At 54.4% G+C, this 26,152-nt stretch carries 25 protein-coding genes and 1 riboswitch; of the genes, 10 read left to right on the top strand and 15 right to left on the bottom strand.

Annotation, left to right across the window (positions count from 1 at the left end):
• Window positions 1–95: 95 nt before the first annotated feature.
• A complete protein-coding gene (locus tag ABIE10_RS18440; RefSeq protein WP_047501388.1) occupies window positions 96–1,295 on the bottom strand; it encodes an NAD(P)/FAD-dependent oxidoreductase in 1,200 nt (399 codons plus the stop codon).
• A gap of 232 nt (window positions 1,296–1,527) precedes the next feature.
• Here ABIE10_RS18440 and ABIE10_RS18435 point away from each other — a divergent pair, with 232 nt between their 5' ends.
• Entirely contained in the window at window positions 1,528–2,031 is a 504-nt protein-coding gene (locus ABIE10_RS18435; protein WP_016154877.1) for an RrF2 family transcriptional regulator, read from the top strand.
• Window positions 2,032–2,230: 199 nt separating this feature from the next.
• Here ABIE10_RS18435 and dtpB read toward each other — a convergent pair whose 3' ends face one another.
• Together dtpB and uspA are read right to left on the bottom strand one after the other, a co-directional pair.
• Window positions 2,231–3,703 (bottom strand): dipeptide/tripeptide permease DtpB, encoded by a 1,473-nt coding sequence (dtpB, locus tag ABIE10_RS18430; protein ID WP_016157689.1) that lies wholly within the window; start codon window positions 3,701–3,703, stop codon window positions 2,231–2,233.
• 281 nt (window positions 3,704–3,984) lie between these two features.
• On the bottom strand, window positions 3,985–4,422 hold the full coding sequence (gene uspA / locus ABIE10_RS18425) for a universal stress protein UspA (protein ID WP_003023368.1): 438 nt from the start codon (window positions 4,420–4,422) through the stop codon (window positions 3,985–3,987).
• Window positions 4,423–4,815: 393 nt separating this feature from the next.
• Between uspA and uspB the strand changes: the two genes are divergently transcribed.
• Window positions 4,816–5,151: a universal stress protein UspB gene (gene uspB / locus ABIE10_RS18420; RefSeq protein ID WP_003023371.1), complete on the top strand. Its 336-nt coding sequence runs from the start codon at window positions 4,816–4,818 to the stop codon at window positions 5,149–5,151.
• A gap of 64 nt (window positions 5,152–5,215) precedes the next feature.
• On the opposite strand, the gene pitA is transcribed toward uspB, so the two are convergent.
• Window positions 5,216–6,715, bottom strand: coding sequence for an inorganic phosphate transporter PitA (pitA, locus tag ABIE10_RS18415; RefSeq protein WP_016154875.1), 1,500 nt, complete (start codon window positions 6,713–6,715; stop codon window positions 5,216–5,218).
• 229 nt (window positions 6,716–6,944) lie between these two features.
• On the opposite strand from pitA, the gene ABIE10_RS18410 reads away from it, so the two are divergent.
• On the top strand, window positions 6,945–8,138 hold the full coding sequence (locus tag ABIE10_RS18410) for an NAD(P)/FAD-dependent oxidoreductase (protein WP_153689928.1): 1,194 nt from the start codon (window positions 6,945–6,947) through the stop codon (window positions 8,136–8,138).
• 38 nt (window positions 8,139–8,176) lie between these two features.
• Here ABIE10_RS18410 and ABIE10_RS18405 read toward each other — a convergent pair whose 3' ends face one another.
• The gene (locus ABIE10_RS18405) at window positions 8,177–9,190 is read right to left on the bottom strand and encodes a magnesium transporter (RefSeq protein WP_016154873.1); all 1,014 of its coding nucleotides are present in this window, start codon (window positions 9,188–9,190) and stop codon (window positions 8,177–8,179) included.
• Between the two features lie 55 nt (window positions 9,191–9,245).
• A riboswitch (M-box (ykoK) riboswitch) is annotated at window positions 9,246–9,429 on the bottom strand.
• 411 nt (window positions 9,430–9,840) lie between these two features.
• Here ABIE10_RS18405 and ABIE10_RS18400 point away from each other — a divergent pair.
• From ABIE10_RS18400 to ABIE10_RS18390, 3 genes are read left to right on the top strand one after another with little or no spacing between them, the layout of a single operon-like run.
• Window positions 9,841–10,908, top strand: a complete 1,068-nt coding sequence (locus ABIE10_RS18400) for an HlyD family secretion protein (RefSeq protein WP_016157686.1) — start codon at window positions 9,841–9,843, stop codon at window positions 10,906–10,908.
• Window positions 10,905–13,652 (top strand): ribosome-associated ATPase/putative transporter RbbA, encoded by a 2,748-nt coding sequence (rbbA, locus tag ABIE10_RS18395; RefSeq protein WP_429156533.1) that lies wholly within the window; start codon window positions 10,905–10,907, stop codon window positions 13,650–13,652. The genes ABIE10_RS18400 and rbbA overlap by 4 nt, the downstream gene beginning before the upstream one ends.
• On the top strand, window positions 13,652–14,776 hold the full coding sequence (locus ABIE10_RS18390; RefSeq protein WP_047501395.1) for an ABC transporter permease: 1,125 nt from the start codon (window positions 13,652–13,654) through the stop codon (window positions 14,774–14,776). The genes rbbA and ABIE10_RS18390 overlap by 1 nt, the downstream gene beginning before the upstream one ends.
• A 79-nt stretch (window positions 14,777–14,855) precedes the next feature.
• On the opposite strand, the gene nikR is transcribed toward ABIE10_RS18390, so the two are convergent.
• A complete protein-coding gene (nikR, locus tag ABIE10_RS18385) occupies window positions 14,856–15,257 on the bottom strand; it encodes a nickel-responsive transcriptional regulator NikR (RefSeq protein WP_005121550.1) in 402 nt (133 codons plus the stop codon).
• A gap of 91 nt (window positions 15,258–15,348) precedes the next feature.
• Window positions 15,349–16,209, bottom strand: a complete 861-nt coding sequence (locus tag ABIE10_RS18380) for a LysR family transcriptional regulator (RefSeq protein WP_103928725.1) — start codon at window positions 16,207–16,209, stop codon at window positions 15,349–15,351.
• A 99-nt stretch (window positions 16,210–16,308) separates the two neighbouring features.
• Here ABIE10_RS18380 and ABIE10_RS18375 point away from each other — a divergent pair, with 99 nt between their 5' ends.
• Window positions 16,309–16,815 carry a phenolic acid decarboxylase gene (locus ABIE10_RS18375; protein ID WP_019078109.1) on the top strand — a complete coding sequence of 169 codons (507 nt, stop codon included), beginning with the start codon at window positions 16,309–16,311 and terminating at the stop codon, window positions 16,813–16,815.
• Here the strand turns inward: ABIE10_RS18375 and acpT are convergent.
• Both acpT and ABIE10_RS18365 read right to left on the bottom strand, forming a co-directional pair.
• On the bottom strand, window positions 16,807–17,397 hold the full coding sequence (acpT, locus tag ABIE10_RS18370; RefSeq protein ID WP_216403864.1) for a 4'-phosphopantetheinyl transferase AcpT: 591 nt from the start codon (window positions 17,395–17,397) through the stop codon (window positions 16,807–16,809). The two genes, ABIE10_RS18375 and acpT, sit on opposite strands and share 9 nt — an antisense overlap.
• Before the next feature lie 62 nt (window positions 17,398–17,459).
• Entirely contained in the window at window positions 17,460–18,509 is a 1,050-nt protein-coding gene (locus ABIE10_RS18365) for an AI-2E family transporter (RefSeq protein WP_047358185.1), read from the bottom strand.
• Between the two features lie 133 nt (window positions 18,510–18,642).
• On the opposite strand from ABIE10_RS18365, the gene ABIE10_RS18360 reads away from it, so the two are divergent.
• Entirely contained in the window at window positions 18,643–19,860 is a 1,218-nt protein-coding gene (locus ABIE10_RS18360; RefSeq protein WP_047358184.1) for an MFS transporter, read from the top strand.
• 3 nt (window positions 19,861–19,863) lie between these two features.
• Here the strand turns inward: ABIE10_RS18360 and ABIE10_RS18355 are convergent, their stop codons facing one another.
• Window positions 19,864–20,421, bottom strand: a complete 558-nt coding sequence (locus ABIE10_RS18355; RefSeq protein ID WP_016154847.1) for a DcrB family lipoprotein — start codon at window positions 20,419–20,421, stop codon at window positions 19,864–19,866.
• Between the two features lie 72 nt (window positions 20,422–20,493).
• Entirely contained in the window at window positions 20,494–21,159 is a 666-nt protein-coding gene (locus ABIE10_RS18350; RefSeq protein ID WP_019078120.1) for a 7-cyano-7-deazaguanine/7-aminomethyl-7-deazaguanine transporter, read from the bottom strand.
• A gap of 168 nt (window positions 21,160–21,327) precedes the next feature.
• Between ABIE10_RS18350 and tusA the strand changes: the two genes are divergently transcribed.
• On the top strand, window positions 21,328–21,573 hold the full coding sequence (gene tusA, locus ABIE10_RS18345; RefSeq protein WP_003827551.1) for a sulfurtransferase TusA: 246 nt from the start codon (window positions 21,328–21,330) through the stop codon (window positions 21,571–21,573).
• Between the two features lie 46 nt (window positions 21,574–21,619).
• Here tusA and zntA read toward each other — a convergent pair whose 3' ends face one another.
• Both zntA and ABIE10_RS18335 read right to left on the bottom strand, forming a co-directional pair.
• Window positions 21,620–23,818, bottom strand: a complete 2,199-nt coding sequence (gene zntA, locus ABIE10_RS18340; protein WP_429156522.1) for a Zn(II)/Cd(II)/Pb(II) translocating P-type ATPase ZntA — start codon at window positions 23,816–23,818, stop codon at window positions 21,620–21,622.
• A 74-nt stretch (window positions 23,819–23,892) separates the two neighbouring features.
• Window positions 23,893–24,519 (bottom strand): lysoplasmalogenase, encoded by a 627-nt coding sequence (locus ABIE10_RS18335; protein WP_016154844.1) that lies wholly within the window; start codon window positions 24,517–24,519, stop codon window positions 23,893–23,895.
• A 141-nt stretch (window positions 24,520–24,660) separates the two neighbouring features.
• On the opposite strand from ABIE10_RS18335, the gene ABIE10_RS18330 reads away from it, so the two are divergent.
• On the top strand, window positions 24,661–25,035 hold the full coding sequence (locus ABIE10_RS18330) for a DUF2500 domain-containing protein (RefSeq protein ID WP_016154843.1): 375 nt from the start codon (window positions 24,661–24,663) through the stop codon (window positions 25,033–25,035).
• An 84-nt stretch (window positions 25,036–25,119) separates the two neighbouring features.
• On the opposite strand, the gene ABIE10_RS18325 is transcribed toward ABIE10_RS18330, so the two are convergent.
• Both ABIE10_RS18325 and rsmD read right to left on the bottom strand, forming a co-directional pair.
• Window positions 25,120–25,395 (bottom strand): DUF1145 family protein, encoded by a 276-nt coding sequence (locus tag ABIE10_RS18325; protein ID WP_016154842.1) that lies wholly within the window; start codon window positions 25,393–25,395, stop codon window positions 25,120–25,122.
• Window positions 25,385–25,981 (bottom strand): 16S rRNA (guanine(966)-N(2))-methyltransferase, encoded by a 597-nt coding sequence (gene rsmD / locus ABIE10_RS18320; protein WP_016157666.1) that lies wholly within the window; start codon window positions 25,979–25,981, stop codon window positions 25,385–25,387. Before rsmD ends, ABIE10_RS18325 begins: the two co-directional genes overlap by 11 nt.
• Window positions 25,982–26,152: the final 171 nt, after the last annotated feature.

The following is a 26,152-nucleotide window of genomic DNA, read 5'->3' as shown; positions in this document are numbered from 1 at the left end:
TATATAACTGATGGGGCATTGCTGGGGAGGTTGTATGGCACTGGCGACTTCCTGACAGAGTGATTGTCCGTCAGGAAGACTATGTTTACTGGAGGTTAGACAAACGGTGCGTATGGGTCAGCCATCTCAAATGCGACGGCTCTTTCCGCTTTCGGCGGATAAATCAGTTCACTGACAATCGATACTTTCAGTTTCTTCGCTTCTGCGCGAGTGAGTTTGACCTGCTGATCCCATCCTTCGGTATACACCGCCCCCCACGCGCCGAGATCCAGACAGGTGACGTACATCTCCTGACGGTACGGTGAAGGTTCTACTCCTAGCAGGCTTGCAGCGGCGTTATTACCGGCAAATTTACCCAACAAAATAGCGTGCTGGCAGGTCATTAACGCATGGTTGCCTTTGTCATCGGTGGCGGCGTAGGCCACATCGCCAGTGGCGTAGATATCATCATGACCCACGACCTGCAGATTGGCATTCACATGCAGGCGGCCCTGTCGATCGCGCGGGGCGTTAATCTGTGCTGTCAGGCTATTGGCCTGCACGCCGACGGTCCAGATAACTGTTTGAGAGGCAATAACCTGCCCATCTTTCAGCGTTACGCCGCCAGCATCCACGCTTTCTACTTCTGCATTTACCAACCATTCGATGCCCAGTTCAGCGGAGGCTTCGATTATCACGTCGCGTAATTCCTGGCTCCAGCGCCCGGCAGGCTGAGCACCGCGTTCAACTACGACCACTCTGGTCTTAGCATCGGCACCCAGAATCTCACGCAGACGACCAGGTAATTCCAGCGCCATCTCAATCCCGGTAAAGCCGCCGCCACAGACCACCACCGTATTGCGAGTCTCACTTTCCGGCTGTAATGCCAGGTCTGTAATGTGCTGCTCCAGTGCGGTGGCGCTCTCGAGCTGGTCGAGGTCAAACGCATGCTCGGCTGCACCGACAACGGCGTCGCGGTTAACGTGACTCCCGCTGGCGAGTACCAGGCGGTCGTAGCGGCGCAGATGAATTTCTCCGTTGGCATCTTTCCAGCTCACCTCTTTAGAGTCCGGGATGATCTGCTCGACGTGACCTTGCAGGAAGTTGACGCCGGTAACGTCAAACAAGGGTTGCAGTGGGGCGACCAGGGTTTGTACGGCGCGTTCATAAAAGCGTGGGCGGACACGCAGCTCAGGCTGTGGTGCAATTACTGTAATATCAATGGCCTGCTGATGTTTATCCGCCAGTCGTGCGGCGCTTAATGCTGCCCACATACCGGCAAAGCCGGCGCCCACGATCAGAATTCGTTTACGCATTGGGGGGTTCTCTCTGGTGACTACGAATAATTTACTCGGATTTTATTTGTCGTAGTTAAGAATTGCAATGCGATCAGGATCCTTTTTGTCCTGATGTCGTAGGGTGTTTGATTATCTATTTGATAAATATATGATTAAATTTTTTATATAAATATGGGTTGTGCTGCTGTCTGGAATGAATGAGACGAAAAAGCTACAATTAACTCAGATTCATTTTGGCTGAGATAAGAGAATGGCATTTTACAGTTCCGGGGTTGAGTACGGCATTCATAGCCTGATGTGTATGGTCGACAGCAAGGGCGACGCGCGGGATATGAGCGTGCGGGAAATTGCCGAGCTGCAAAGCGTGCCGTACGACTACCTGGCGAAAATTTTCACCCGTTTGTCGAAAGCGGGCCTGGTGCGCAGCATTGAGGGAAAGGGCGGCGGTTTCCAGTTGGCTAAACCTGCTGAACACATTACGGTGCTGGACGTGGTGAATGCCATTGATGGCGATAAGCGCATCTTTGAGTGTCGTGAAATTCGCCAGCGGCTGGCGGTATTTGAGGAGCATCCGCCGGAGTGGGCCTGTGAAGGCATTTGTGGTGTGCGCTCGGTAATGGATATGGCTCAGCAGCGAATGGAAGAAGCGCTCGGTCAGCATACGATTCTGGATTTGGCGCGCAAAATGTACCGCAAAGCGCCGGACACTTTTGTGGTCGAAGTTCAGGAGTGGATTAACGCGCGCAAAGGGTAGCGATTGAAAATGCCCGGTGCTCATCCTCGGTGAGAAGCGTTTTCCGCTGGCGTGATAAGACCGAAGTCTTAATCAACGCAATATCGTTTATGGTCATGTCCATTCATGATGACCTGTTTGTATAAACTACGCTCTTACAATGCAGGACTTAAAAGGCAAAAAAAACCGCGATGTGACTCGCGGTTAATGTTAAAAAAGCTTATTTACTGCTATCTGGCGTATTAATCATTCGGTTCAGCCAGGGCACCATAATCGCCATCACCACCGTGACAGCCAGGGTGACCAGGCCTATCTTACTGAAGACGTTGGTGTAGATAGGCAGAGTTTGCAGCGGGTCGGTGATGTTCTCCGGTACGGCAGTAAACGTGGCGACATACCCGCCCATCAGGAAGGCGGCGGCTTGCGTCAGGAACCACATCCCGAGAATAAAGCCCATCAGGTGCTGCGGCACGAGAGCGGCGACCATCGCCAGTCCCAGGGCACTAATCAGCAGTTCACCCAGGCTCTGGAACAGATATACCAGCACGATAAACCACGGCGACGTCAGCCCCTGCGCATCCGCAAACCACATCCCGGCAGCTGCGGCCGTCAGGAAGCCCAACGAGCACAGGAACATACCGAGCGTAAATTTCATCGGCATAGTCAGGTCTTTGCCTTTGTTTCCCAGACGGGTATAGATCGCGGCCAATACCGGACTTGCCAGCACCACCCAGAACGGGTTCAGCGCCTGGAAGCTCACTGGGTTAATGGCGAAACCGAGAATTTCATGGTGCACGTTATTGATAGCAAAGAAGTTCAGCGATGTCGGCATCTGCGCGTACAGCACGTAGAACACAACCGCTTCCAGCATCAGGATGAAGGCCACGAACATCTTGTTGCGCCCGGTTTTATCCAGTTTGAATGCCTGACGGAAGAAGATGATAGTCACGGCAATCGACAAGACGATCAGCACCAGGTTGGCAATCTGCACGTTGTGCATCAGCCAGGCGCAGACAAATACCATCACTACCGTACCGGCCAGCACGTACAGCAGATTACGGAAATTCAGCGGCTTATGGTCTGGCTCAGAACCGATATTTTTTACCATCCCACGGCAGGCAAAGTAGACCAGCAGCGCGACGATAAGCCCGGCTCCGCACAGGTTGTAGGTCACCGCGTAGCCAAACTTATCGGCAATCACCGGCGCCAGCGACAGCGACAGCAACGAACCGATGTTAATCGACATATAAAACAGGGTGAAAGCACCGTCCAGACGGGCGTCTTTTGGTGGATAGCATTTTGACAACAGGCTTGCCGGGTTGGCTTTAAACAGCCCGTTACCGACGGCAATGGTACCCAAAGCAATAAAGATCAGATCGGGCTTGAGCAGCGACATCCCGGTCATGAAGTAGCCGATTGCCAGCACAATGGCACCGAGAACCAGCGTGCGCTTGGTGCCTAACAGGTGGTCGCCGACGTAGCCGCCGATCGAGATCAGGCCGTAGACCAGCGCAGCAAAGGCACCAAAGGTGACAAATGCCTGTTCCTGTGAAAATCCTAGCTGCTTAACAAAGAATACCGCCAGGATGCCCTGAACGCCGTAATAGCCAAATCGTTCCCATAATTCTACAAAGAAGATCATGAAGAACGGACGAGGTTGCTGCAGCAAGCCCGTAGGTGCAGTTTTATTCATATTCCATCGCCTTTCAAAGCCATCCCGAAAAGTATGAACGCGTATGCTTAAACGCGCCGAAAAAGTCTTATTTTGTTATAGACTGCGGCTATTAGCCGCGAGAGTAGAGTATTATAGAGATGGTTTTCGATCCAATTAGTTGATCACACTAATTATGATTTGTTTGTTGGATTGATGTACTAATTGTGTCCGAATGATAAAAACAAAAACGCCCGCACAGGCGGGCGTTTACAGGCTTAACTACTTGCAGCAGGCCGGGCTATTTCCCGGCGGCAAGCATTTTATGCTTCTTCGTCGTCACGCAGCGGAACAATCAACATGTCGACGTGGACGGTGTTGATCAGTTGGCGCGCGGAGGACATCAGTTTGCTCCAGAAATCCTGGTGGTGACCACAAACGACCAGATCCATGTCGTATTTTTTGATGGCATCAACCAGAACCTGACCCAGGTCGCCGCTACCACTCAGGGTTTCGGTGATAGGGTAGCCTGCATTGGTGGACAGCTCGGTTAACGCGTGGTGGGTTTCTTCAGAAATGCGTTTCTGCATGTCGCCCAGATTCACGTCGATAAGGCCGGTGTACAGGTCGGAATAGTTTACGTCAACGTGGATAAGGGAAACTTTAGCATTGTAAGGCCGCGCCATAGAGACCGCTTTTTCAACCAGAACTTTGCTTTCCGGAGAAAGATCAACCGCGATAAGAATGTGTTTATAAGCCATAGTGTTACTCCTTCCATAAGTTGTCGATGACTAGCCTGCTGGCGTTTCTCTGCCGCCGCGTCATCCGCGTCCTGCGAACCTTGTGCGCGGGGCTAGCCCAGTCGTAAAAACGTACCATATAAGGACTATCCTTACATTATAGCGACCAGAATAATCCGTCAATCCGCCTTGCTTGCCAAGCAGTTAAACAAATTTTTTAGTTAATTGCATTGATAGCGATTAACCTTCTGGCAAAAAAATTAACTAATCTCCTACACTATCTAGAGGGGCGTTCGAATGCGTGATACTAATACGAACGGTTTCTTCAGTACTCTTCACTGAATGGTTTGGCAGGGTATCGGGGAGCGGTAGTCCCGGAAAGGAGTTCCGTGGGCGGGTCGCCGGGGAGGGGGTATGATAAGCACCATTGCATTGTTCTGGGCTTTATGTGTCGTTTGCATTGTTAATATGGCGCGCTATTTTTCTTCGCTACGCGCACTGTTAGTAGTACTTCGTGGTTGCGATCCATTGCTTTACCAGTATGTAGATGGAGGGGGCTTTTTTACCTCGCATGGGCAACCGAACAAGCAGATGCGTCTGGTGTGGTATATCTACGCTCAGCGTTACCGCGATCATCATGATGATGAATTTATTCGCCGCTGTGAGCGGGTTCGCGGTCAGTTCATTCTCACCAGCGCGCTATGCGGCCTGGTGCTAATCAGCATGGTTGCGCTGATTATCTGGCACTGATTCCAACGACAGATACAAAAAAAGCGGGCCAGTTTCCTGACCCGCTTTTTTACCGCGCATTCGCTTAGATAAGCTTCAGGGAGAGCCAGTACAGCCCGCCGGAAAGAAGAATTGCTGCTGGCAGGGTGAAGACCCAGGCCATCAGAATGCTGGTCACCGTTTTACGCTGCAAACCGCCGCCATCAACAACCATCGTTCCCGCAACGGAAGAGGAGAGAACGTGTGTGGTGGAAACGGGCATACCGGTGTAGCTGGCAAGACCGATAGAGACTGCGGCGGTCATCTGCGCCGACATCCCCTGGGCATAGGTCATGCCTTTTTTACCGATTTTCTCACCGATAGTGGTTGCCACGCGACGCCAGCCAATCATCGTACCAATACCCAGCGCCAGTGCGACGGCCATAATGATCCAGATAGGCGCGTACTCAATGGTGCTCAGCATGTCAGATTTCAGTTTCTTCAGCAGACGCTGATCGTCAGCGCTTACGCCAGGCAGCTTAACCACTTTATCGGTGGTATCAGAGATGCACAGCATAATACGGCGCAACTGACCACGCTGTTCGACGCTTAACTTGTCGTAGGTTTCCAGATTTGCCAGCATACCTTTCGCACGTTCCAGCGCGTTGATGGTATTCGCCGGGTGGCAATGGAACTCGGTCGGCGTCGCTGGTGCCGCGTCCGTCGGGGACGGAATCAGCTGGTCTACGCCTGTGGCCTGTTTAAGCAGGTCAGGGCGCTGCTGGAAGAAGACTTCGACGTTATTGATTGCATCACGGGTACGGGTAATTTCGTAACCGGAAGCATTCATATTCACCACGAAACCTGCTGGCGCTACGCCAATCAGCACTAGCATCACCAGACCAATGCCTTTCTGACCATCGTTCGCGCCGTGGGAGAACGCCACGCCGATAGCGGAGAGGATCAGTGCAATACGCGTCCAGAACGGCGGCTTTTTCTTTCCGTCTTTCTTTTCACGTTCTGCCGGCGTCAGGTGGATACGGGCACGTTTTTTCGTACCGCTCCAGTAGCGGCGCAGAATGAAAATAAGACCACCTGCAACCACCAGACCGACAATGGGTGAGATGATAAGCGAGGCAAAAATACCGATAACTTTCGGGATGTTAAGTGCATCCACCACCGAGGTGCCGTTCATCAGCGCATTGGTTAAACCAATACCGATAATGGCGCCAATCAGCGTGTGGGAGCTGGATGCAGGCAGACCAAAGTACCAGGTACCCAGGTTCCAGATAATTGCCGCCAGCAACATGGAGAACACCATGGCGAGGCCATGTGACGATCCCATATTAAGCAGCAGATCCGTTGGTAACATATGCACGATGGCATACGCCACGCTGAGACCGCCCAGCAAAACACCAAAGAAGTTGAACACCGCAGCCATGACCACCGCCAATTGCGAACGCATTGCACGGGTATAGATCACAGTTGCGACAGCATTGGCTGTATCATGGAAGCCATTAATTGCTTCGTAGAACAGCACGAAAGCCAGAGCAAGCAATAGTAAAAGCCCGGTATGTAAATCCAGGCCAGCAAACAAATGTAGCATAGGACGTTACGCCATTTTGAGGACATGAACGCGGCGCATTATCAGTGACTTTGGCGGCGCGGGCAAAGTGAAATATAGAGTTTTTTTGATTTGTCTCCTGCTTTGTTTTACACCACTAAAGAATTATCCTATATATTTCAGATAAATACCCTTTATCGGTAGTTTGGTGCTGGTGCGACCACTGAGGAATCTTTACAATTCACACCCGCTTTTTAGAGAGGATCGCAACGTGGAAAGGTTTGATACCGTTATTATAGGCGCTGGCGCAGCGGGTATGTTTTGTGCCGCGCAGGCAGGACAAGCAGGTAGTCGCGTACTGCTAATTGATAATGGTAAAAAGCCCGGGCGCAAGATTCTCATGTCTGGCGGGGGCCGCTGCAACTTTACCAACCTTTATGTCGAGCCGGCTGCGTATTTGAGCCAAAACCCGCATTTTTGCAAATCGGCGCTGGCGCGTTATACACAGTGGGATTTTATCGATCTGGTGGGTAAGCACGGTATTGCCTGGCATGAAAAAACGCTAGGCCAGCTTTTCTGCGATGATTCCGCCCAGCAAATAGTCGATATGCTGGTGGATGAGTGTGAAAAAGGTAACGTAACTATGCGGTTACGTAGCGAAATCCTGAGCGTTGAGCGAGATGGTGACGATTTTGTCCTGGAATTGAATGGGATGAGTGTCGGCACGAAAAAGCTGGTTATTGCCTCCGGTGGTCTCTCTATGCCGGGTCTGGGCGCGACGCCGTTTGGTTATAAAATTGCGGAACAGTTCGGCCTGAACGTTTTGCCTACGCGCGCAGGTCTGGTGCCTTTCACCTTACATAAGCCGCTACTGGAGCAGCTTCAGGTGCTCTCTGGCGTATCCGTTTCTTCCGTTATCACCGCCGAGGACGGCACCGTATTTCGTGAAAACCTGCTCTTTACGCACCGCGGGCTTTCTGGTCCGGCCGTGCTGCAAATTTCCAGTTTTTGGCAGCCAGGTGAATTTGTCAGCATTAATTTGTTGCCGGATGTTGACCTCGCGAGCTTCCTCGATGACCAACGTAGCGCACACCCTAATCAAAGCTTAAAGAACACCCTGGCAATGCAGTTGCCAAAGCGTCTGGTGGAATGTTTACAGCAGTTAGGGCAAATCCCGGATGTCTCGCTGAAGCAGCTTAATGTGCGCGATCAGCAAACGCTGGTTGAGACGCTGACCGAGTGGCGGGTGCAGCCGAACGGTACGGAAGGGTATCGTACCGCTGAAGTCACGTTGGGCGGCGTCGATACCAACGAGCTGTCATCGCGCACGATGGAAGCGCGCAAAGTACCGGGACTCTACTTTATCGGCGAAGTCATGGACGTCACCGGCTGGCTGGGCGGCTATAACTTCCAGTGGGCGTGGTCGAGCGCCTGGGCATGCGCGCAGGATTTGGCACCTGCCTGACCGTGGTGCCCGACAACCTGGGCTGCCGGGCGTTATCATTAGTTCAGACCAAGAAAATACTGGGCGATTTTAAAGTAGATAATCAACCCGGTACCGTCGATAAGCGTGGCGATAAACGGGGCCGAAACCACGGCGGGATCAATGCCGATACGCTTGAGCACCATGGGGATCACTGATGACACCACGGCGCTCCACAACGTAATGCAAACCAGCGTCAGGCTAACGATTAGCGTGATTTCCACTCCGATACCCATCATCCACGCGCGCAAGCAGCCAGCCAGACCCAGCGTCAGGGCGATCAGCAGCGAAGTTGAAACTTCTTTGCGGATCACCCGACCCATATCGCGCAGCCGTACTTCTCCCAGCGCCATTGAACGTACCAGCGTTGAGGTGATCTGCGTACCGCTGTTGCCGCCAGTACCAATTAATAGTGGAATAAAAAAGGCCAGTGCAATAGCAGATTCCAGCGCCTCTTCAAAATGTTGAAGAACGCTGCTGGTATAGGCTTCTGCGACAAAAAGTAGCAGTAGCCAGACAGAACGTTTTTTCCACAATGTCCACGGGCTAATCTCCAGGTAGGGTTTTTCCAGCGGCAACGTTGCCCCCTGAAGCTGAACATCTTCGGTAACATCATCTTCCTGTAGATGAGCGATCTCTTTTTCCATCAGACAACCGACCAGCTCACCTTTCTCAACGACAGCCACCAGATCGAGTTCGCGTTCGGCTAACTCGGCAACGACCTGTGCCCGTTCATCATCTGGCTTTACATGAAATAAACAACTGTCCGTAAGATGGTTGATGTTCAGCGATGTATCTTTTTCCTGCAATAAGCGCTTGATGGATAACACCCCGCGCAGCGCTTTTCCAGCTACAACAAAGACCTGGCCTGGAATATCATCCGTTGTGAGCTGGGAGACAAAGTATTCACGAGCGCCGTTCACGCTGAGATGATCCGGCAGGGTAATAAAATCGGTGCGCATATATTGCGCGATAGCATCGCCATTGAAATCCGGCATAGGATGATGGGCGGCGCAGAGTGGCATAGATGACATGGTGTAATTCCCTATAAAAATCTCTCATAGGGGCGAACAAGACAGGGTTAGCGCAGGCGGATCCCTACGTCCTGGTTTTAGCACTGAACAACGTATCTGCCCGATGGTGAAATCGTCAGAAGTTACCTTGGCAACACCTTGATTCGATGGATGCCTGTATTTCCCTGAGTGGCCTCTCTCGATACCAGCAGGGCGGTAACTTGTATTTGTACAGGAGCCTCGCCATAACGAGATCGGTAAATGAGCCACTATTATAGCGATGTCTAATTATTGATTATGTTTATAGTTGTGAATGTTTATCAATCGTTGATATACGAAATATTCCCTGTGCCAGAGCGCGATAGGGCTGAAGTGGAAACTACAACCGAATAGACATATTGAATCCAGGTGTTAGTATTCAATAGATAGCAGTTATGAGTATGCGTGTTTCATTTCCGGCCAGGAACGCTGATGATGACAACATTACTACCCGATTTCACAGCATTTTCGTCATTCACTTCCTGCGCGGCGCAGGTTGCCTTAACGCCTGTCCGCTCTCTGGCCATGGTTTCTTATTCCTTCTCATCCCGGATGGAATCTCCCGCTGAATAGCTGTTCAGTGGGCTTTGTGACACGCATCGTTTGATAACAGGGATTACGGCGGGTCGAATATGGATAAGTTTAAGCGTCATGTAATGTGGTGGGGGGCGGGCATCCTGGTCGTGGTGGCCGCGATAGCATGGTGGATGCTCCGTCCTGCCGGAATACCGGAGGGGTTCGCAGCCAGCAACGGCAGAATTGAAGCCACCGAAGTGGATATTGCTACCAAGATTGCCGGGCGAATTGACACGATCCTTGTGTCGGAAGGGCAGTTCGTTCGTCAGGGCGAGGTGTTGGCGAAAATGGATACTCGCGTGCTGCAGGAGCAGCGGCTGGAAGCGATCGCGCAAATCAAAGAGGCCGAAAGCGCGGTGGCGGCGGCGCGAGCGCTGCTGGAACAGCGGCAAAGTGAAATGCGCGCCGCGCAGTCGGTAGTAAAACAGCGCGAGGCGGAGCTGCAGTCGGTTTCTAAACGCCACGTGCGTTCCCGTTCGCTATCCCAGCGTGGGGCCGTGTCTGAGCAACAACTGGATGACGATCGGGCCGCGGCAGAAAGCGCACGTGCGGCGCTGGAATCCGCAAAGGCGCAGGTCTCAGCGGCAAAAGCCGCAATTGAAGCCGCTCGCACCAGCATCATTCAGGCGCAAACCCGCGTAGAAGCCGCGCAGGCCACTGAACGTCGTATTGCGGCTGATATTGATGACAGCGAACTGAAAGCCCCGCGCGATGGTCGCGTGCAGTACCGCGTTGCTGAGCCGGGTGAGGTGCTTTCTGCGGGTGGGCGCGTCCTGAATATGGTCGATCTCAGCGATGTCTACATGACGTTCTTCTTGCCTACCGAACAGGCTGGCTTACTGAAGATTGGCGGCGAAGCGCGCCTGGTGCTGGATGCCGCACCGGATCTGCGTGTTCCGGCGACCATCAGCTTTGTGGCAAGCGTCGCGCAGTTCACACCGAAAACGGTCGAAACCAGCGATGAGCGGCTGAAGCTGATGTTCCGCGTTAAAGCGCGTATCCCGCCAGAGCTGTTGCAGCAGCATCTCGAGTACGTGAAAACCGGTCTGCCGGGCATGGCGTGGGTGCGTATCGATGAGAATCGAGCCTGGCCTGACGACCTGATGGTGAGGTTGCCGCAATGACGCATCTGGCGCTGGTTCCCGTTCCTCCCGTGGCGCACCTTGACGGCGTGAGTCAGCATTACGGGAAAACGGTAGCGCTGAACAATATCACGCTGGATATCCCCGCCCGCTGTATGGTGGGGCTGATTGGCCCGGATGGCGTCGGAAAATCGAGCCTGCTGTCGCTCATCTCCGGCGCGCGTGTCATTGAACACGGTAACGTGATGGTGCTGGGCGGCGATATGCGCGACCCGAAACATCGCCGGGATGTCTGCCCGCGCATTGCCTGGATGCCGCAGGGGCTGGGGAAAAACCTGTACCACACGCTGTCGGTGTATGAGAACGTCGATTTCTTTGCCCGGCTGTTTGGCCATGACAAAGCGGAGCGCGAAGCGCGGATTACCGAGCTGCTGAACAGCACCGGACTGGCGCCGTTTCGCGATCGTCCGGCCGGGAAACTCTCGGGTGGGATGAAGCAAAAGCTGGGGCTGTGCTGCGCGTTGATCCATGACCCGGAACTGTTAATTCTCGATGAACCTACCACCGGGGTCGACCCGCTGTCCCGCGCCCAGTTCTGGGATCTGATTAACAGCATTCGCCAGCGGCAGACCAACATGAGCGTGCTGGTTGCGACCGCCTACATGGAAGAAGCCGAGCGCTTTGACTGGCTGGTGGCGATGAACGCCGGGGAGGTGCTGGCCACCGGGAGCGCGCAGCAGCTACGCGAAAAAACCAACTCCGACACGCTGGAGCAGGCGTTTATCGCGCTGTTACCCGAAGCCCAGCGCCAGGCGCATAAGCCAGTGGTGATCCCGCCGTATCACGCTGAGCATGAAGAGATTGCCATCGAGGCGAAAGATCTGACCATGCGCTTCGGCAAGTTCGTGGCCGTTGACCACGTTAACTTTCGTATTCCGCGCGGGGAAATCTTCGGTTTTCTCGGCTCCAACGGCTGCGGTAAATCCACCACCATGAAAATGCTCACCGGGCTGCTACCCGCAAGTGAAGGTGAGGCGTGGCTGTTTGGGCAAGCGGTTGACCCGAAGAATATCGATACCCGTCGCCGGGTAGGCTATATGTCGCAGGCGTTTTCGCTCTACAGCGAGCTGACCGTGCGGCAAAACCTCGAGCTACACGCGCGGTTGTTCCATATCCCCGAAGCAGAAATCCCGGGGCGGGTACAAGAAATGAGTGAGCGCTTTTCGCTGACCGATGTCGAAGACGCGTTGCCCGGCGCGCTGCCGTTGGGGATCCGTCAACGCCTGTCGCTGGCGGTGGCGGTGATCCATCGCCCAGAGATGCTCATTCTCGATGAACCAACCTCCGGGGTCGATCCGGTGGCGAGAGACATGTTCTGGCAACTGATGGTCGATCTGTCGCGTCAGGATAAAGTGACCATTTTTATCTCCACCCATTTTATGAACGAAGCGGAGCGCTGCGACCGCATGTCGCTGATGCACGCCGGAAAAGTCCTGGCCAGCGGTACGCCGCAGGAGCTGGTGAAACAGCGTGGTGCCGCCAGTCTGGAAGAGGCGTTTATCTCCTGGTTACAGGAAGCGGCAGGTCCGGCGCCGGAGGCTCAGTTACCGCCAGCCAATGTCCCGGCAGTGCATGAAAACAGTCAGCCGCCGCACCAGGGATTTAGCCTGCGGCGCTTGTTCAGCTACAGCCGCCGCGAAGCGCTGGAGCTGCGACGTGATCCGGTACGTTCAACGCTGGCGCTGATGGGCACGGTGATCCTGATGCTGATCATGGGCTACGGCATCAGCATGGATGTGGAAAACCTGCGTTTTTCGGTGCTCGATCGTGACCAGACAGTCAGCAGCCAGGCGTGGACGCTGAATCTGGCGGGATCGCGCTATTTTATCGAGCAGCCACCGCTTACCAGTTATGACGAGCTGGACAAACGGATGCGCTCGGGCGAAGTCGCGGTAGCCATAGAGATCCCGCCCAATTTTGGCCGCGATATCGCGCGTGGAACGCCGGTGAAGATTGGCGTCTGGGTCGATGGCGCAATGCCGAGCCGTGCGGAAACGGTCAGAGGCTACGTGCAGGCGATGCACCAGACCTGGCTGCAGGATGTGATGGCGCGTCAGCCAAATACCAGCGGGCAAAACGGACTGATGACCATTGAAACTCGCTATCGTTACAACCCGGATGTGAAAAGCCTGCCAGCGATTGTTCCGGCGGTGATCCCGCTGCTGTTGATGATGATCCCCTCCATGCTCAGCGCTCTGAGCGTGGTGCGTGAGAAAGAGCTGGGGTCGATTATCAACCTGTACGTGACGCCCACTACCCGCAGCGAGTTTTTACTCGGCAAACAGTTGCCTTACATCGTGCTGGGCATGCTGAACTTCCTGCTGCTGTGCGCGCTGTCGGTGTTTGTATTCGGCGTCCCGCATAAGGGGAGTTTTGTGACCCTGACGCTGGCCGCGCTGCTGTACGTCACCATTGCCACCGGGCTGGGATTGTTAATTTCCACGTTTATGAAAAGTCAGATCGCCGCCATTTTTGGTACGGCGATTATTACGCTGATCCCGGCGACGCAGTTTTCCGGGATGATCGACCCGGTCGCCTCGCTGGAAGGGCCGGGACGGTGGATTGGCGAAATTTACCCGACCAGCCATTTTCTGACCATCGCGCGCGGGACGTTCTCTAAAGCGCTGGATCTGACCGATCTCTGGCCGCTGTTTATTCCACTGGCGGTAGCCATTCCAGTGGTCATTGGTCTGAGCGTATTGCTGCTGAAAAAACAGGAGGGGTGATGCGCCGATTACGGAATATTTATAACCTCGGCATCAAAGAGTTACGCAGCCTGCTGGGTGACAAAGCGATGCTGACGCTGATCGTCTTCGCCTTCACGGTCTCGGTTTACTCTTCTGCGACCGTTCTGCCAGGGTCGCTGCACCTGGCGCCGATTGCCATTGCTGATATGGACCAGTCACAGTTGTCGAATCGCATTGTGAACAGTTTTTATCGTCCGTGGTTTTTACCGCCGGAGATGATTACCGCCGATGAGATGGATGCCGGGCTGGATGCCGGGCGCTATACCTTCGCTGTGAACATTCCGCCTGATTTTCAGCGCGATGTACTGGCTGGGCGGCAGCCGGATATTCAGGTTAACGTCGATGCCACGCGGATGAGCCAGGCCTTTACCGGCAACAGCTATATCCAGAATATCATCAGTGGCGAGGTGAACAGCTTTGTGTCGCGTTTCCGCGATAACAGCGAGCTGCCGGTGGCGCTGGAAATGCGTATGCGCTTTAACCCTAATCTGGAACCCGCCCGCTTTGGCGCGGTGATGGCGATTATCAACAACATCACCATGCTGGCGATTGTGCTTACCGGGTCGGCGCTGATTCGCGAGCGTGAACATGGGACCATTGAGCACCTGCTGGTGATGCCGGTGACGCCGTTTGAAATCATGATGGCAAAAATCTGGTCGATGGGGCTGGTGGTGCTGGTGGTTTCCGGTCTGTCGTTGATGCTGATGGTAAAAGGTGTGCTTGGCGTACCGATTGAAGGCTCGATACCGCTGTTTATGCTGGGAGTGGCGCTGAGCCTGTTCGCCACCACATCAATCGGCATTTTTATGGGCACGCTGGCGCGCTCCATGCCACAACTGGGGCTGCTGATGATTCTGGTACTGCTGCCGTTACAGATGCTCTCCGGCGGTTCTACACCGCGTGAAAGCATGCCGCAGGCGGTGCAGGACATTATGCTGACGATGCCGACTACCCATTTTGTTAGCCTTGCGCAGGCGATTCTTTACCGCGGCGCAGGATTTAACATTGTCTGGCCGCAGTTCCTGACGCTGCTGGCGATTGGCAGTACGTTCTTCGTGATAGCGCTGCTGCGTTTCAGAAAGACGATTGGCACGATGGCGTAAATATTATTGCCGGATGGCGGCTGCGCCTTATCCGGCCTACAAACGGGAGCGAATGTAGGCCGGGCAACAAAACAAGCAATTACTCTTCTTTCGGCAGGCACTGCAGATGACCGTGGCGCACGCCGCGCTGGGAAATCACGTCATCGGCAAAATGCTGCACATCGCCCATGTCACCTTTTAGCACAGCGATTTCCAGACAGTCGTCATGGTTGATGTGCACGTGCAGCGTGGCGACTGATAAATCGTGGTGGTGATGTTGGGTGGAAACAATACGGCTCGCCAGGTCACGCTTCTCATGCTCATAAACATACGAGAGCACTGCGAATCCCTGAGTGCCGTGCTCCTGGGTGGTTTCCTGCGCCAGTGCGCCGCGCAGAATATCGCGGATCGCTTCGGAACGGTTGTTATAGCCACGGCGCTGGCTCAGGCTGTCGAGCGTTTCCAGTAAATCGTCATCGAGGGTAATGGTGACTCGTTGCATCTGCAATTAACCTTTCATGTGGCGCGTGGGCGCACAGGGAGTAAGGGGAATAGCGTATTTTGTAACACACGTCCGGCATCCGGGGAAAAGGTTAATGCTCTCGCAATAAACGCAGCAGGGTTGTTACCTGTTCATCCAGCGGCGCGAGCGTGTCTTTGACGATCAGATGCAGCGGGGTGGCACGGCGAGCGCCATGGCTTAACGGCAGCGGTCGTAATAACCCCTGCTCAAGCTGCTGCTGGATTCGCTCCTCAGGCAACCAGCCGTAACCGACCTGATACATCACCGCCTCAATCGCGGCATCAATGGTCGAGAAGGTCCAGGCATCGCGCACCGCTTGCTGCGGGTTGTCGCGATCGGCAATGCGAATCAGCGGCCACGCGCGTAATGCGTCTTCATCCAGCGGCGCATCCAGCATGCAGAGCGGGTGATCGCGGTGGGCAACGGCCACGAAGTCAATATTCATCAGCCATTCGCCGCGGCCGGTGATATCCTGGCGTCGGGTCAGGACCATCACGTCCGCATCGGCATGCGCTGCCAGTCGATCGTCAGCATTCTCCAGCACTTCGGTCAAACGTACCTGCGTCTGCGGCCACGCCAGCTGAAACTGCTTGAGGATCGCGAACAGGCGTTTGCGTGGGAAGATGCTATCTACCATGAAATCCAGCCGCGTTCGCGTGCCGTTTTGCAACGTTGCTGCCCGGGTTTCCACCCATAAAAAGGCCTTCAGTAACGGTTTGACCTGGCCCAACAGTAGCTCTCCCGCAGGGGTTAATACCGCCCTGCGACCTTCCGGCGTCAGCAGCGTCACGCCAAGCCGCTCCTGCAGTAGCGCCAGATTATAGCTCACCGAAGACTGGCTACGGTTGGTCTCTTCCGCAGCTTTCGCAAAGCTGCCCAGCTCCACGACTTTCTCCAGTAAGGCCCATTGCTCCAGCGTTGTCTTGTGCATAAATCATCTAAAAATTGAATGAATATGATGTAAACATAGCGTTATTCATCCAATTTTTGAAGCGGTAAGATCCTCGCATCAAGTAAGAGGAGAACGAATATGAGCACTTTTGATAAACATGATTTGAGCGGCTTTGTCGGCAAACATCTGGTCTATACCTACGATAATGGCTGGAATTACGAGATCTACGTGAAAAACGACACCACTCTGGATTACCGTATTCACAGCGGCATTGTGGGGAATCGTTGGGTGAAGGATCAGCGGGCGTACATTGTGCGGGTTGGCGAGAGTGTTTATAAAATTTCATGGACCGAACCGACCGGGACCGACGTCAGCCTGATCGTAAATCTGGGCGACAAACTCTTTCACGGCACCATCTTTTTCCCACGCTGGGTGATTAACAATCCGCAAAAAACGGTCTGTTTCCAGAATGACCATATTCCGCTGATGATGTCATATCGCGATGCGGGTCCGGCATATCCAACGGAGGTGATTGACGAGTTTGCGACCATCACCTTCGTGCGTGACTGTGGGGCGAATAATGACAGCGTTATTGCCTGTGCGGCCAATGAATTGCCGGAAAACTTCCCGGAAAATTTACGCTAAGGCTTCCAGACGCTGCACGGCGTCGGCGGTCAGGGTAAACGGCGTGGGGGTACACACCGCCAGGCTCAGGGTATCGAGCTGGCACTGGCTGACTGAGAGTGAGGAGGTTAGCACGGTGCTGTCGACGCTGACAATTTGCCAGGCGCTGCCGCCACGCTGTTTCACGATAGCTTCTTTACGCGTCCAGATGCGCCAGAACGCCGCCAGCTGTTGCTCCGGGTGTTCGGCCTCAACTTCGGCATGTTCCCTGAGACTGAACACCGTATTTGCCAGCGTCTGCCAGTTATCGCGCGGGCGAACGACTTCAATATCACAGCCGACTTCCCCTTCGTCGCTGAGCAGCAGGGCAATATCATCACCGCTGTGGCTGAGATTGAACCACAGCGGAGTGTCGGCGGAAAAAGCCGGTTTTCCTTGCTCGCTGTAGACGATGTCCGGTAATGGCGAAAGAGTATGGGAAAGCAGCACGCGACCAGCCAGCCAGCGCGCACGACGAGCGCCTTGCGGGGCCTGCTCACGCAGTGCGGCAGGCAGTGTGCCAGCGCTTAAAACAGAAACTTTCCCAAGAACGATCCGGTACATATCAAGGCTAACCTTTAGTAATAATGGGGTTGTTTACCATTCTATACATGCTGTTTGCAAGTTTATCCAGGTAATCGGGTTTTGGGCCTGCCGGGTCCCAGCAAAATTGCCAGTTTGCTACCGCCTGTGGTGGTTTCCATCCAGATTTTACACACGCTGGTTAACGGCACGGAGAGCAGCATACCTACCGGACCAAGCAGCCATCCCCACACCAACAGAGAGAGAAACACGATTAGCGTCGATAATCCCAGCCGGTGCCCCATCATGCGGGGCTCGAGGATGTTGCCAATTACCATATGCACCACCAGAAACAGCGCCCCAACCAGCACGCATTCGTAAACGCCGTTGAACAGCAGCGCCTGGATCATGGGTGGAACGGCGGAAATGACCGAGCCAATGTTGGGCACGTAGTTTAGCAGGAATGCCAGCACACCCCACATCAGAGCAAACTGAATCCCCATTAGCGCCAGTCCGAGCCAGACAATGGCGCCGGTCCATAAGCTGAGCAACGTTTTCAGCGCCAGATAGTGGGATACACCTTTCAGCGCCCGATGCAGCCCCGCAATATGGATTTGGGGGTTGTTCAGCGCAAAGCGCAGCTTATAGGGAACATGACGCACCTCAAACAACATAAAGACCACCGTCATCACCAGCAGAACGACGCTGGCCATGGCACCAGAAAGACTTGTCATCAGCGTGGTTGTGAAGGTCATCAGCTTGTCGGAGTCCATACGTTGCAGCATGCGCTCCGGGGACATATGCAGATTCAGAAAAGGGACCATCTCTTGCAGATACAGAACCTTGCGCGTCAGCTCCTTGTTGTATTTTGGCAGCATGGCCATGAATTCAGTAATGGATGACGCCAGAACGCCGATTAACGCCGTAAGAACGATCAGCATCACCACCACGACTAACGTTATCGCGACTGGCCGACGTACACCCCGGCGAATAAACCAGGTGACCAGCGGATTCAATACAATGGCAAAAAAAAGGGCCAGCAGAAGCTGTACGATGATATCCGCCGCAGCATGAATACCCGCGAGGATCACCACCAGAGCGGCCAGTTTGAGCAGAATGTGCAAACCCGTTTTATCGGGCTGGGCGGTTGTCATGTCGTCTTCCTGTTTGCGTTTTTGCATTAAGTGTAGCGGCTGGCTTGCGACTGATATTCCTAAACTGACTACTGATTTCTGCCCGGCAACATGGTAGAAATGAAACACTGTTGTGAAAACGTGGTGATCCTCCATGCCCGAACCCGTCGCTGAACCGACGCTTAGCGGTTTACGCCTTAATCTGCGTATTGTCTCTGTGGTGATGTTTAACTTCGCCAGCTACCTGACCATTGGTCTGCCGCTCGCTGTATTGCCAGGCTATGTCCATGATGTGATGGGATTTAGCGCTTTTTGGGCAGGGCTGGTCATCAGCTTGCAATATTTCGCTACGCTGCTGAGCCGTCCACATGCCGGTCGCTATGCCGACCTGCTGGGGCCAAAGAAGATTGTGGTATTCGGACTGTGTGGCTGTTTTTTAAGTGGTCTGGGCTACTTCCTGGCGGGCTTCACGAATGGCTGGCCGCTGGCCAGCCTGCTGCTGTTATGCCTGGGGCGCGTGATTCTAGGGATCGGGCAAAGCTTTGCCGGGACGGGCTCTACGCTGTGGGGGGTTGGGGTCGTTGGTTCAATGCACATCGGACGGGTGATTTCGTGGAACGGCATCGTGACCTATGGCGCGATGGCGATAGGCGCTCCGCTGGGCGTTCTGTTTTATGCCTGGGGTGGCTTACAGGGACTGGCGCTGACCGTGATGGGCGTGGCGCTGTTGGCAATACTGCTGGCGCTCCCTCGTCCGGCGGTGAAGGCCAGCAAAGGCAAACCGTTACCGTTTCGCGCGGTGCTTGGGCGAGTCTGGTTGTACGGCATGGCGCTGGCCCTGGCCTCAGCCGGATTTGGCGTGATCGCCACTTTCATTACCCTGTTTTATGATGCCAAAGGCTGGGACGGCGCCGCTTTCGCGCTGACGCTTTTTAGCTGCACGTTTGTGGGGACCCGCCTGTTATTCCCAAATGGTATCAACCGTTTAGGTGGACTAAATGTGGCGATGATCTGTTTTAGCGTCGAGATTGTTGGGTTGCTGCTGGTGGGGATGGCTTCCATGCCGTGGATGGCGAAAAGCGGCGTCCTGCTGGCCGGTGCAGGGTTCTCGCTGGTGTTCCCGGCGCTGGGCGTGGTGGCGGTAAAAGCCGTCCCGCAGCAAAATCAGGGCGCTGCGCTGGCGACGTATACGGTGTTTATGGATTTATCACTGGGAGTTACGGGGCCGCTGGCCGGGCTGGTCATGACCTGGGCGGGCGTGCCGGTTATCTATCTGGCGGCGGCAGGGCTGGTGGCGGTGGCGTTATTACTTACCTGGCGATTAAAAAAACGGCCTCAGGTGGTGTCACCGGAGGCCGAGTCATCGTCTTAACCGTTACTGGATAACCAGCGTGTTAATGATGTTTTCTGCGGTAGTCTGCGCTTTTTGCTGATCGTCAGCAGGCAGCGTGATTTGCAGAGTCAGCAGTTGGTTATCGACTTTACCCAACACCACGGAAGAGTAAGCGGTCTGGCCTTTGGCCGAGATGATGCTGTCTAACTGTTGCAGCGTGTGGCCTTTCAGCTCAATAGATTTATTGGTGACGACCTGCAACTGCGGGTCGCGGCTACGCTGCTGATCTTCCAGGCGTTTTGCCAGCACAGCCAGGTCTTCGTTGGTATTGTCGCCAACAATCACAATCACCGCTTTCTGGCCGGTTGCGTCAGAATAAACGTGCATATTGTTCGCCTGGGTGCCCAGTTTGCCGCTCTGATCGGTCATATCCGCTGGCAGGGAAAAACTGAGTTTACCGTCCAACAGGCTGACCGGTTGTCCAGTGGCGCTACTTTCTGCGGCAGCACCCTCTGCTGGCGCTTTTGTATCGCTATTATCACAGGCCGCAAGCCCCATAACCAGCAGGCCAATACCGACATATTTAACCAGATTGCGCATTGACTTCTTCCTTTCGATAAACGGCCATAACGGCTCATTCGTCCATCTTATCACAACTCGGAAAATGAACCTTTAACTCGTCTGCAATGCAGAGATTTCGGATTTATCTGCCAGCCTTTTCAGTAACATATTCAGCAGCACGCCGTACATTGGCAGGAAGAAAATAATGCTGATCAGCACTTTGAAGCAGTAGTCGACCAGCGCGATTTCCATCCAGTGCTCGGCCATAAAGGCATCCGGGCTGCGCCAGAAAGCGATAAAGAAGAAGGCTAACGTATCGCTGATGTTGCCAAACAGCGTCGAAGCCGTTGGCGCCAGCCACCAGCGACGATTCTGACGCAGGCGGTTAAAGACATGCACATCCAGAATTTGACCCAGCGCGTAAGCCATAAAGCTGGCGGCGGCGATACGGGCGACAAACAGATTAAAGTGCAGCAGTGCGCCGAATCCCTGCCACGATCCCATATAGAACAGTGATGAAACGACATAGGAGATCAGCAGCGCAGGGATCATTACCGCAAAGATGATACGTCGTGCCAACGGTGCGCCAAAAATACGCACGGTCAGATCGGTCGCGAGGAAAATAAACGGAAAGCTGAAAGCGCCCCATGTGGTATGGAAACCAAAAATGGAGATCGGTAGCTGCACCAGATAGTTGCTGGAGGTGATCACCAGCAGATGAAATAGCGATAGCCAAAACAACGCTTTTACGCGTTGAGATTGTGTAAACGGAGTCATATTGTGACCTTTTTGTTGGATGGGGTGAGGGAACCCAATAAAAAACCGTCGCATGATACTGCTTTAAGAGCACATTGCAATGGTTGTTTTTCACGCAATCGTTAACCTGATTGGCTTACGCCACAACAGAGCGTAAAATAACGCCGTTTTTGAATGAACGAGACTACGATGAGCGATCTGTTTACCTCTCCCGACCATACTCTTGATGCCCAAGGGCTGCGCTGCCCGGAACCCGTAATGATGGTGCGTAAAACCGTGCGCGGCATGCAAGCGGGTGAAACGCTGCTGATTGTCGCCGACGATCCGGCGACAACCCGTGACATTCCCGGCTTCTGTACCTTTATGGAGCATGAGCTGGTAGCAAAAGAGACCGACTCTCTGCCGTACCGCTATCTGGTGCGCAAAGGCCAGTAATCTTAGCCGGATGGCGCTAATGCAACAGCCGTCCGGCACAGACGCATTATCCTTTACGTAGTAACCGCAGCGCGTTAGCGGTCACCAGTACCGTCGCCCCCGTATCTGCCAGCACCGCCAGCCACAGTCCGGTTATTCCGAGCAGCGTGGTGACGAGAAAAATCCCCTTCAGGCCTAGCGCAATCGCAATGTTCTGGCGAATATTGGCGTGGGTGGCGCGGGCTAACTGAATCATTTGCACCAGACCACGCAGGCGGTTGTGGGTCAGGGCGGCATCGGCGGTTTCCAGCGCGACATCGGTCCCGCTTCCCATCGCAATGCCAATGGTGGCTGCTTTCATTGCCGGAGCGTCGTTGATGCCGTCGCCGACCATCGCCAGCGGCGACTGTTGGTTAAGATGGGTAACGGCCTGTACTTTATCTTCCGGTAATAGACCCGCTTTGAATTCGAGACCCAATTCACTGGCAATAGCTGCTGCCGCTCGCGGGTTATCACCCGTCAGGATCACCCCTTTCACGCCAATCTGATTAAGCTCGCTGATGGCGCTACGGGCGTCGTCGCGCAGCGTGTCCTGTAGGGCCAGCACGCCGAGAACGGCATCGTTACGCAGCACCAGCACCACCGTTTGACCCGCGCTTTCCAGCTCGCTTATCTGCCCGGCAAAAGCATCGGCAGGCTGCTTACCGGCGGCGCAAATCAGCACGCGTTCGCCGTTGACCAGTGCTTCAATGCCAGAGCCAACCAGCGCCCGTTGATCTTTTGCGACAGGGATAGTCAGTTCGCGCGTTTGGGCTTCCCGAACAATCGCCTGCGCCAGCGGATGCGTCGCGCCTTGCTCTACTGCTGCCGCCAGCGCCAGCAGTTCTGCCTCGCCAATACCGCTTGCCGGGTGAATCGCCGTGACGCGCGGTTTACCGATGGTCAGGGTGCCGGTTTTATCAAACGCGACCTGCGTTACCCTACCCAACTGCTCCAGCGCGGCCCCGCCTTTGATTAACGCGCCACGACGTGCCGCGGCGGCAAGGCCAGAGGTAATGGCGGCGGGTGTGGAAATCACCAGCGCACATGGGCAGCCAATCAGCAGCAGCGTCAGCCCTTTATAAATCCACTCCTGCCAGGATGCGGCAAACAGCAGCGGTGGTACAAGGGTGACCAACAACGCAACCGCCATAATGGCTGGGGTGTAAATCCGGCTGAAACGGTCAATAAAGCGCTCAATGGGGGCGCGGCGTTCTTCCGCTTCTTCAATCAATTTCAGAATACGGTCAATGGCGCTGGCACCCGGTTCGGAGAGTACTTCCAGCGTTACCAGACGGTCCACGCTGGTGGCGCCCGCCGGGACTTTCTCGCCGGTGGCGCGCTCAACCGGTATCGATTCGCCGGTCAGGGCGCTTTCATCAAAGCTGGCAAATCCGGAGACCAGCTTGCCATCGGCAGGTAAACGCCCACCCGCGGCAACCTCGATAACATCGCCTGGCTGGAGAGTATTGATAGCAACCTCTTCGCGCTCGCCGTTACGCAGGCGCGTGGCGGTTTCCGGCTTGAGCGCCATCAGTGCGCTGACCCCTTTACGGGCGCGGCTGGCGGCCCATCCTTCCAGGCGTTCGCCAATTAAAAACAGCAGCAGGACCATGGCGGCTTCGGCCGTCGCGCCGATAAACAGTGCGCCAATGGCGGCCACGCTCATCAACGTTTCAATGGCAAAGTAGCTGCCGGTTTTCATCAGACGCAGGGCCTGACGGGCAATCGGATACAAACCTACCAGCGTGGTGGCGACAAATGCTATCTGGCCAAAGGGGTGATTGAACTGCTCCAGCCCCCAGCTAATCGCCATCATGATAATCAGCGAAATCAGCGGCAGGTTCTCTTTAAACCGCGACTCGGGGGCGGCGTCTGGCGCTTGCTCATCGCGCAGGGTATAGCCTGCCTTTTGCACTGCGCTTTCAACTTGCAGGCGGATATCGGAACCCGCGTCGACTACCAGTTTTTCGGTGGCGAACAGAACCTGGACCTGGTTGACGCCGTTGACCTGGCGGACCGCATTCTCCACTTTTCGGGCGCAGGCTGCACAGTCCATGCCTGCCACTTTCCAGGAGTAGCGGGTACCCATTACGGTACCGGATACGGGTGGTGGGGTGGCGCAACTTCCTTCGCAGCAGCAGTCGTCAGTCTTTTGTGGCGCAGGCGTTAGCTTGAAAGAAGAAAATTGTGGGGCTTTTTTGCCACTGGAATCGGGTGTCGACATGGCATCCTCCGGTTGATAATCATTTCATATTAACCGGAGGATACACTCTGGAGTCGACTCCAGAGTCAAGCGTTTTAAAGATACAACGAACGAACAATCAGGAAATGTCCGGCGAAGTAGCAGGCGGCAGCAATTGCGTTATCGGCGCGGAAGCGGCGACGGTAATGGCTACCCAGCCAGACAATGTTGCCGATGAACAGGAGTGATGCGCCCATAAAGGCCGACAGCGCCGGAGCGGTCGGGCGGAAGAACCACAGCTCACCAGCCATCCAGACCATCATCAGCGTGATACCAATAAAGGTACAGATAGCGATGCGTAGCTCTTCCAGTCGCGTCCAGATCACGGCAATCAGCAACGCCCCCAGCACCACCAGCACCAACGGCAAAGGCCAGAAGAACGACAGCGTCATTTGGCTGGCGAAGTAAATGGTATACAGCAGATGCGACAGGAAGAATGCCCCCACGGCATACAAAAGGCGTTGGCGCGGTAACAGCGTCAGCGCATCGCCCAGCAGCGAGGCAAGCAGGCCAGCCAGCACCAGATAGCTGACAGCATTAAACATTGGCGCCTGCCAGGCCAGCAGCGCCAGCAGGAGTAAGGTTAGGGGTTTAAAGACCCAGCGTTGCCAGGCGGGCCCACGATAGGAAGCATCCACGAACAACCATGCGGAAAGGCAGACAGCGATAAACGACCAAAGCATCTTAGTTCCTTGAATTCGTTATTTTTTCGTAAGCGGGGTGCTCACGGCTCTACTGTTCAGTGTAGAGGTCGACACTGCCAGATGACAACACCATAACAGGCAATGTATGCTTATTTCCGCATTTTCTGATGGGTTAATAATATGAGCAAACCACCACTTTTCTTCATTGTTATCATTGTATTAATCGTTGTTGCTGCGTCGTTTCGCTTCGTTCAGCAGCGGCGTGAAAAAGCCGATAATGATACTGCGCCGTTAGTGCAAAAGCAGGTGGTGGTGAGTAACAAACGGGAAAAACCGCTTAACGATCGGCGATCCCGCCAGCAGGAAGTGAGCCCGGCGGGGACCAGCATGCGCTATGAAGTCAGTTTTAAGCCACAAAGTGGCGGCTTCGAGCAGACGTTTCGTCTGGATGCCCAGCAGTACCATGCGTTAACGGTCGGGGATAAGGGAACGCTGAGTTATAAAGGTTCGCGTTTTGTTGATTTTACAGTGAACGCTAAGGTTTCATCTGACTGATGCCGGATGGCGGCTTATGCTTTGTCCGGCCTGGAGATTTTGTCGCCCCGGCCTGCTAAGCGCCGCCGGGCGAAAAGATCACAGTTACTTTTTCAACTGATCTTTAATCTTCTTCTGCCAAACCAGTAACTCAAAGACGCCGAACAGAAAAATACGGATTTTCTCTCCGCGGGTCATCTGCGGGCCATCTTTAGGCATGGTGCTTTTTAACAGCGCCAGTTGCATGCCATGCATCAGCACCATAAAAATCAGTGCGACGTTAACGAAGATGTTAAGCGGGCGTGGAAAGGGTTGGAAAATATTGAGTAGTAAAAATGCCCAGACGCACAACATCAGCAGGCGTCCCAGGTTAATCAGCATCGTGTTCTCCTCGTGCTTCACGTTGGTAAAGGCGATAGGCGACCTGTCCGGCGACTTTTTCGCGGTACAGCGACCAGTTCACCGGAACCGGCGGCAAACCGTTTTCTACTTCGCTTTCAACGTAAATATACGCTTCATTTGCCAGCCAGCCATGAGTTTCCAGAAGAGTTAATGTTTCTTCCAGTAATCCTTTGCGAAACGGCGGGTCAACAAACACCACGTTATGCGGCGTACCCGTCTGGGCCAAAAATGTCAGGGTATTGGTGTTGACGACCCGGGCATGGGGAGCTTTCAGCGTGGCGAGATTGTTTTGTAGCTGCTGTGATACCGCGCGATCCATTTCCAGAAGCGTCGCATTTGCCGCATAGCGAGAGAGGGCTTCCAGCCCCAGCGCGCCGCTGCCGGCGAAGCAGTCCAGGCAGTGAGCATCGACCATTACCGGGGCCAGCCAGTTAAATAAGGTTTCGCGTACGCGGTCGGTGGTTGGGCGCAGACCGGGACTATCCGGAACCGGGAGTTTACGGCCACGCCATTGACCGCCAATAATGCGGATCTGGCCGCTACCAGAGTGATTCGGTTTTTTCATTTCAATTATTGCTCAATCCGCTGCTGACGTGTCATTCCAGGCGGTGATGTGAGTTAAGTTAACCCGTCGCCTTTCAAGTTACCTCTTCGTTGGCTGCACTTACTCACCCGAATCACTTACTAAAAGTAAGCTCATCGGGATTCGTGCGCTTGCCGCCTTGACGTAACTCGA

Origin of the sequence: Citrobacter sp. 506 (assembly GCF_050434985.1) — a bacterium.
Lineage (GTDB): Bacteria > Pseudomonadota > Gammaproteobacteria > Enterobacterales > Enterobacteriaceae > Citrobacter > Citrobacter braakii.
Note: the sequence above shows the minus strand (reverse complement) of the source record. Positions and strands in the feature narration are given on the sequence as shown.

Excerpts from the sequence above, each read along its gene's own strand:
- ABIE10_RS18440 (WP_047501388.1), bottom strand. The coding sequence starts at position 1,295 with ATGCGTAAACGAATTCTGATCGTGGGCGCCGGCTTTGCCGGTATGTGG.
- ABIE10_RS18435 (WP_016154877.1), top strand. The coding sequence starts at position 1,528 with ATGGCATTTTACAGTTCCGGGGTTGAGTACGGCATTCATAGCCTGATG.
- dtpB (WP_016157689.1), bottom strand. The coding sequence starts at position 3,703 with ATGAATAAAACTGCACCTACGGGCTTGCTGCAGCAACCTCGTCCGTTC.
- uspA (WP_003023368.1), bottom strand. The coding sequence starts at position 4,422 with ATGGCTTATAAACACATTCTTATCGCGGTTGATCTTTCTCCGGAAAGC.
- uspB (WP_003023371.1), top strand. The coding sequence starts at position 4,816 with ATGATAAGCACCATTGCATTGTTCTGGGCTTTATGTGTCGTTTGCATT.
- pitA (WP_016154875.1), bottom strand. The coding sequence starts at position 6,715 with ATGCTACATTTGTTTGCTGGCCTGGATTTACATACCGGGCTTTTACTA.
- ABIE10_RS18405 (WP_016154873.1), bottom strand. The coding sequence starts at position 9,190 with ATGTCATCTATGCCACTCTGCGCCGCCCATCATCCTATGCCGGATTTC.
- ABIE10_RS18400 (WP_016157686.1), top strand. The coding sequence starts at position 9,841 with ATGGATAAGTTTAAGCGTCATGTAATGTGGTGGGGGGCGGGCATCCTG.
- rbbA (WP_429156533.1), top strand. The coding sequence starts at position 10,905 with ATGACGCATCTGGCGCTGGTTCCCGTTCCTCCCGTGGCGCACCTTGAC.
- ABIE10_RS18390 (WP_047501395.1), top strand. The coding sequence starts at position 13,652 with ATGCGCCGATTACGGAATATTTATAACCTCGGCATCAAAGAGTTACGC.
- nikR (WP_005121550.1), bottom strand. The coding sequence starts at position 15,257 with ATGCAACGAGTCACCATTACCCTCGATGACGATTTACTGGAAACGCTC.
- ABIE10_RS18380 (WP_103928725.1), bottom strand. The coding sequence starts at position 16,209 with ATGCACAAGACAACGCTGGAGCAATGGGCCTTACTGGAGAAAGTCGTG.
- ABIE10_RS18375 (WP_019078109.1), top strand. The coding sequence starts at position 16,309 with ATGAGCACTTTTGATAAACATGATTTGAGCGGCTTTGTCGGCAAACAT.
- acpT (WP_216403864.1), bottom strand. The coding sequence starts at position 17,397 with ATGTACCGGATCGTTCTTGGGAAAGTTTCTGTTTTAAGCGCTGGCACA.
- ABIE10_RS18365 (WP_047358185.1), bottom strand. The coding sequence starts at position 18,509 with ATGACAACCGCCCAGCCCGATAAAACGGGTTTGCACATTCTGCTCAAA.
- ABIE10_RS18360 (WP_047358184.1), top strand. The coding sequence starts at position 18,643 with ATGCCCGAACCCGTCGCTGAACCGACGCTTAGCGGTTTACGCCTTAAT.
- ABIE10_RS18355 (WP_016154847.1), bottom strand. The coding sequence starts at position 20,421 with ATGCGCAATCTGGTTAAATATGTCGGTATTGGCCTGCTGGTTATGGGG.
- ABIE10_RS18350 (WP_019078120.1), bottom strand. The coding sequence starts at position 21,159 with ATGACTCCGTTTACACAATCTCAACGCGTAAAAGCGTTGTTTTGGCTA.
- tusA (WP_003827551.1), top strand. The coding sequence starts at position 21,328 with ATGAGCGATCTGTTTACCTCTCCCGACCATACTCTTGATGCCCAAGGG.
- zntA (WP_429156522.1), bottom strand. The coding sequence starts at position 23,818 with ATGTCGACACCCGATTCCAGTGGCAAAAAAGCCCCACAATTTTCTTCT.
- ABIE10_RS18335 (WP_016154844.1), bottom strand. The coding sequence starts at position 24,519 with ATGCTTTGGTCGTTTATCGCTGTCTGCCTTTCCGCATGGTTGTTCGTG.
- ABIE10_RS18330 (WP_016154843.1), top strand. The coding sequence starts at position 24,661 with ATGAGCAAACCACCACTTTTCTTCATTGTTATCATTGTATTAATCGTT.
- ABIE10_RS18325 (WP_016154842.1), bottom strand. The coding sequence starts at position 25,395 with ATGCTGATTAACCTGGGACGCCTGCTGATGTTGTGCGTCTGGGCATTT.
- rsmD (WP_016157666.1), bottom strand. The coding sequence starts at position 25,981 with ATGAAAAAACCGAATCACTCTGGTAGCGGCCAGATCCGCATTATTGGC.